Below are 5216 nucleotides of genomic sequence, written 5' to 3' on the forward strand. Positions count from 1 at the left end.
ACATTCCACTCTGCTCCGGCATACCTGTAGCCCGAGCATTCGTAGATAGGCACATCAGCATGAACCTCAAGGAAGAGCGCGACGCACTCGTCAAGGCATCGCTGGACCTGATTGCAGCGGCCGAGAAGCGGGGTGGGCTTTCCGACGCCGATCGCGCCGACCTCAAGGCCAAGGAAAAGCACATCCGGGGGATGAACGAGCACCTGGAGAAGGCCGCCGAGGACCAGGCGTTGCTCGCCCAACTCAAAGGATCGGGCGGGGACTCGTTCGTGCCGGATCACTCCGGCGGGGGCAAGGGCGGGGGCCTGCCGGTCGGGGACGGCGCACCGCTGGCCATCGCACCGGCCGCCGTCAAGGCCACCGCCCGCGAACTGGCGGGCAACCTCGTCACCGCCGGGCCGGGTGGGCAGAAGGCGCTGATCGCCGGGGGCACCGCCACCGCCACGATCCTCGCCCGAGACACGATCGGGATGCCGCAGTTGCCGACCTCGATCCTGTCGTTGATCCCGACCGCCCCGCTGGACTCGCCGACCTACCGGTACCTGCGCCAGACCAACCGCGCCATGAACGCGGGGGCCGTCGCACCCGGTGAGGTCAAGCCCACCTCGGCGATCGGGCTCACCCCGGTCGAGGACCGCCTGCGCGTGGTCGCCCACGTTTCGGACGGGATGAACAAGTACGACCTCCTGGACGTGCGCAACCTGCAGCGGTTCGTGGAGAACGAGTTCCGCTGGGGGCTGATGACCAAGGTCGAACAGCTCATCCTGACCGGCGACGGTGAGGGCGAGAACCCCACGGGTCTGCTCATGCAGTCCGGGATCCAGACCCAGGAGTTCACCGACGACCTGCTCACCACGGTGCGCAAGGCCATCACGGCGGTGGAGGTCCTGGGCTACACCCCGAACGTCATCGCGATGACCCCGGGGGATTGGGAGGCGGTCGAGCTGACCAAGGCCACCGGGACCGGCGCGTTCGTCCTGGAGGCCTCCCCGGTCGACCGCGCAGCGCGGAAGCTGTTCGGCATCCAGGTCGTGGTCTCCACCGCCCTGGAACCCGGCACGGCGATCGTCGCGGACCTGACCGAGGTCGCGCTCTACACCGACCGCCGGGGCGTCATGGCCGAGTGGAACGGCCAGGGCCAGAGCGATTTCGAGTCGAACCTGTTCCGGCTCCGCGTCGAGGGCCGGTTCGGACTCGGCGTCGGCCAGCCCCAGGCGGTGGTCCAGGTCGACACGGCCGCCTGACCCCCAACCAGTAGCGCCCCACCTCCGTGAACGCGGCTAGGAGGTGGGGCACTCACCTATCTGCTGATGGCGAGCTCGGCCTCGTACTGACTTACGTCGTTGGCGACGCCGTCAAGGCCGGGTTGCAACCGAACCAAGTCGCAAACAGCCTTCGGGTAGCCCGTACCGCGTTCGGGACCTTCCTTAGCTCTTGTCCGGTTCACCTGGGTGTTGTTCTTTGCCGCCTCCAACAGCACCGTGCACTGGGGAGTGGTCAGAGTTCGCACCATGCGGAGGTGATGCCAAATTGAGTCGGTCTGGTCGAAGCTCCCCGAGTTTCGCATCGCATGTACCAGCGACTCGCCCAAGTTCAATGCCAACTGGGGTTTCTTGACGGCCCACTCGGCGATCAGTTCCGCGATCTCGGCTGGGGCTAGGCTTCCGACCTCAGCGCCCTGGAGGGTGTTGGCGAAAGCAACAGGAGCTTCGCCCTTTAGTAGCCGAAGTACCGGAAGTCCCCGACCAAGCATCCAGCCTGTTTCCTGCTGGCACCAGACACTCTTGCTGAAAGTGGGATGGAGAAACAGCACCCCTCCGTGAGAGGTGTTGAGGGATTTCTCGATCTCGTCGCGCCACGGCTCATCTACCGAGATTGAATCGTGCGCGACAAACAGCTCGATGTTGAACTTTCCAAGTTCGCCAGCAACTTCATAAACCTCCTTTCGATGTCCTGAAACGTGAGAGGCGAACAGGATCAGCGGCCCAGTTTGTGCGCCAGCGCCAGCGATGCGGGGTGCGCGGGAGAATCGGGCGAGATCCAGGTCGAAGTGCTCAGCCAGATCGAACAGGGTCTCGTCGCTGGCCTTCTGGAGCGCCGCTTTCACCGATTCATGTTCCGGGCCGAAAGGACCGGAGTCATCCATCTGACGAACGACTCCGTAAGCCTCCAGGATGATGTTCTGATCCTCCCAGCCGACGTTGTCGAATTGCGACGCGATCTCAAAGATCAGTTTGAGTCGTTCCTTGGTTTTCATGACCGTCCTTTCGGTGACTCCCGAACAGTGGTGATGGAAGCGTAGCGGGGGGCTCCGACAACTCCTGTGCCCCCCGCACAGTTGTTCGAGCGAGGGCACGGGGAGGGCACAACCTCCCGACACAAGGCGAGCCACGGCGTTACTAGCCGTTCTGGAACACTCCCGCTCAGTGCGGTGGATCGGTGTCCCGTCGCCGGTCAAGTGCCCGTGCTACTCTCGTTCGCATCGAGAAGGTCAGGGGTTCGATTCCCCTTAGCTCCACGGAGAGATGTCCCGGACCATCGAGTCAGATGGCCCGGGACATCCGTCATTTGCTGGAGGAACGGCGACCGATGAACACCGATGTGGGCGGCAAGTGGCTGTTCCTCGCCGCGGCGATCGCCCTCGAGGTGGCGGGCTCGCTCTCACTGAAGGGGGCGCTCACCACGCCCGCGCTCTACGCGATGGTGGCCGTCGGGTACGTGGGCGCGTTCGCCTTCCTGGCCCTCACCCTGCGGGCGGGCGTGCCGCTCGGGGTGGCGTACGGCATCTGGGGGGCCTCCGGCGTCGCCCTGACGGCGGGCCTGTCGTCCCTGATCTACCACGAGCCGCTGACCCCGCTGATGATCGCGGGCATCGCGGTGATCATCGCCGGGGTGTTGTGCGTCGAACTGGGATCCCAGCGCGCCCGGTCACGCGCCGAGGGGGCCGGCTGATGGCCTGGGCCTATCTCGCCGTCGCGATCTCCTTCGAGCTCGCCGCGACGCTCTCGCTCCGGATGGCCGTCGACAACGCGCGGTGGTACGCCGCCGTCGTGCCCGGCTACCTGGTGGCCTTCGTCTTCCTCTCCCTGACGCTGGCCGAGGGGATGCCGCTGGGGGTCGCCTACGGGATCTGGACGGCCGCCGGCGTGGCTCTGGCCGCGGTCCTGAGCCGGCTGCTCTTCCGCGAACCCCTCACGCCGTTGATGGGTGCGGGGATCGTCCTGATCGCCGGCGGGGTGTTGCTCGTGGAGCTGGGCGCGGGCGTCTGAGGGCAGTGGCCCCGATCGTTAACACGGGGTTCATTACCACCACGATTCGCGCGGACGCGCCTGAGTAATGTTCTGCGTCATGGCGATACCCGCGTCCGAGGGCGACGACGAACCGGGGACCCCCTCGACGGTTCAGCGATTCATCGACGAGACCCCCCGCTGGCGGGACGGCACCCCCGCGGTCGCCGGCGGCATGACGAGCATGCAGGGCAGGATCTGGTGGCTCGCCTCGGCGGGGAAGTTCTTCGAGGGGCTTATCGTGTTCCTCATCGGGGTGGCGCTGCCCCTGATCACCGCCTATTGGTCCCTCTCTGCCGTGGAGACCGGTCTCCTCACCGCGGCGCCTCTGGCCGGGATCATGGTCGGCGCCACCGCGCTCGGTGGGCTCTCGGACCGGTTCGGCCGCAGACAGATGTTCCTCATCGAGATGGTGCTGTTCACCGTGTTCCTGCTCGGCGCCACCGTGGCGCCCGGGTTCGCCGTGTTCCTGGTGTGCCTGTTCGGGATGGGCACCGCTCTGGGGTGCGACTACCCGACCGCGCACGCGATGATCTCCGAGACGCAGTCCACCGCCGGCCGCGGAAGACTGGTGCTGTCGGCGTTCGCGTTCCAGGCGGTAGGGGCCGTGGCGGGGACCCTGGTCGGTGTCGCGATCCTCAGCACCACCGACTCGCTCGACTCCTGGCGGCTGATGTTCGGCGTCGTCGTGGTGCCGGCGGCACTCGTCGCCGTCGGCCGGTTGTTCATCGTCCAGAGCCCGCACTGGCTCGCGAACGTCGGTCGCCACGCGGAGGCCGAGGTCGAACTCAGAAAGCTCCTCGACCGCACGCCGCAGTACCCCTCGGTCGTGACACTCTCGGCAGACCGGGGCGCGGACGAGGCGGAGACCAAGGACGTCCGCGCGCTGTTCGCGGCCCCGTGGCGTCGGTCGACCATCCTGGCATCGGTGCCGTGGTTCCTCCAGGATCTGAGCACCTACGGCATCGGCATCTTCACGCCGACGATCATCGCGACCACGCTCGGGAACGTCGCCAGTAGCGGGTCCTCGTCGTCGGCCATCATCCACAAGGATCTGCTCGGCGCCAAGGGGGCCGCCCTCATCGACGTCTTCCTCCTGGTGGGCATCCTGGTCGCCATCGTGTTGGTCAACCGGTGGGGTCGAATGCGGTTGCAGATGCTGGGGTTCCTCGGCTGCGCGACCGGGCTGGCGATCGCCGCGTCGTCCACCCTCGCCCACGGGTCGGTGCAGACGGTGCTCGTCTTTGCCGGTTTCATCCTGTTCCAGTTCATGACCAACCTCGGGCCCAACTCGATGACCTATGTGGTGGCGGGGGAGGTGTTCCCGACCGCACTGCGCGGGACGGGTGCCGGCATGGCGGCGTCCATCGCCAAGTCGGGTGCGGTGCTCACCTCGTTCCTGTTCCCGATCCTTCTGGTCGCCTGGGGAACCAGCGCAGTCCTGGCGATCCTGGTGGGGACATCCCTGCTCGGGGCTCTCATCACGTGGCTGTTCCGCATCGAGACCACCGGCAGGAGCGTCGAGGAGATCGACTCGATGTACGAGGAGCATCCGGAGCAGGCGGAGCCCGCCCAGCGCTGATACCGGTCAGTCCACCTGTGGCACTGTGGGCGGTATGCCGTCTCCTCGGGTCGCCATCACCTTCTGTACGCAGTGCCGGTGGATGCTCCGCGCCCAGTGGTACGCGGGCGAGCTTCTCCAGACTTTCGAGAGCGAGATCGGCGAGATCGCGCTCGTGCCTGCCACCGGCGGCACGTTCCGGATCGATGTCGGCGACGAGCAGGTCTGGAACCGCAAGAGGGATGGCGGATTCCCCGAGATCACCGAACTGAAGCGGGCTGTCAGAGATCTCGTCGCTCCGGGGAAGTCGCTCGGTCACGCCGACCGGGTCGAGCCCACCGACTAGTGGGCATCTCCGTTAGTTCGTC

6 protein-coding genes are annotated in these 5216 nt (G+C 66.4%); 5 read left to right on the plus strand and 1 reads right to left on the minus strand.

Annotated elements, in window-relative coordinates:
- Positions 1-59: 59 nt before the first annotated feature.
- A complete protein-coding gene (locus G6020_RS10685; protein ID WP_182610612.1) occupies positions 60-1244 on the plus strand; it encodes a phage major capsid protein in 1185 nt (394 codons plus the stop codon).
- A gap of 56 nt (positions 1245-1300) precedes the next feature.
- On the opposite strand, the gene G6020_RS10690 is transcribed toward G6020_RS10685, so the two are convergent.
- Complete coding sequence (locus G6020_RS10690; RefSeq protein ID WP_182610613.1) at positions 1301-2257, minus strand: TIR domain-containing protein; 957 nt, start codon at positions 2255-2257, stop codon at positions 1301-1303.
- Positions 2258-2589: 332 nt separating this feature from the next.
- Here G6020_RS10690 and G6020_RS10695 point away from each other — a divergent pair, with 332 nt between their 5' ends.
- The 4 genes from G6020_RS10695 (at position 2590) to G6020_RS10710 (ending at position 5194) form a co-directional block, all read left to right on the plus strand.
- Positions 2590-2952: an SMR family transporter gene (locus tag G6020_RS10695; RefSeq protein ID WP_182610614.1), complete on the plus strand. Its 363-nt coding sequence runs from the start codon at positions 2590-2592 to the stop codon at positions 2950-2952.
- Positions 2952-3269 (plus strand): SMR family transporter, encoded by a 318-nt coding sequence (locus G6020_RS10700; RefSeq protein WP_179525828.1) that lies wholly within the window; start codon positions 2952-2954, stop codon positions 3267-3269. The genes G6020_RS10695 and G6020_RS10700 overlap by 1 nt, the downstream gene beginning before the upstream one ends.
- A gap of 79 nt (positions 3270-3348) precedes the next feature.
- A complete protein-coding gene (locus G6020_RS10705; RefSeq protein WP_182610615.1) occupies positions 3349-4869 on the plus strand; it encodes an MFS transporter in 1521 nt (506 codons plus the stop codon).
- Between the two features lie 34 nt (positions 4870-4903).
- Complete coding sequence (locus tag G6020_RS10710; protein ID WP_179525826.1) at positions 4904-5194, plus strand: SelT/SelW/SelH family protein; 291 nt, start codon at positions 4904-4906, stop codon at positions 5192-5194.
- Positions 5195-5216 lie beyond the last annotated feature (22 nt).

Origin of the sequence: Dietzia sp. B19, assembly GCF_014145155.1 — a bacterium.
Taxonomy (GTDB): domain Bacteria; phylum Actinomycetota; class Actinomycetes; order Mycobacteriales; family Mycobacteriaceae; genus Dietzia; species Dietzia natronolimnaea.

What these genes read in the sequence shown, in the direction of transcription:
- G6020_RS10685 (WP_182610612.1), top strand. Translation starts at nt 60, where the DNA reads ATGAACCTCAAGGAAGAGCGCGACGCACTCGTCAAGGCATCGCTGGAC.
- G6020_RS10690 (WP_182610613.1), bottom strand. Translation starts at nt 2,257, where the DNA reads ATGAAAACCAAGGAACGACTCAAACTGATCTTTGAGATCGCGTCGCAA.
- G6020_RS10695 (WP_182610614.1), top strand. Translation starts at nt 2,590, where the DNA reads ATGAACACCGATGTGGGCGGCAAGTGGCTGTTCCTCGCCGCGGCGATC.
- G6020_RS10700 (WP_179525828.1), top strand. Translation starts at nt 2,952, where the DNA reads ATGGCCTGGGCCTATCTCGCCGTCGCGATCTCCTTCGAGCTCGCCGCG.
- G6020_RS10705 (WP_182610615.1), top strand. Translation starts at nt 3,349, where the DNA reads ATGGCGATACCCGCGTCCGAGGGCGACGACGAACCGGGGACCCCCTCG.
- G6020_RS10710 (WP_179525826.1), top strand. Translation starts at nt 4,904, where the DNA reads ATGCCGTCTCCTCGGGTCGCCATCACCTTCTGTACGCAGTGCCGGTGG.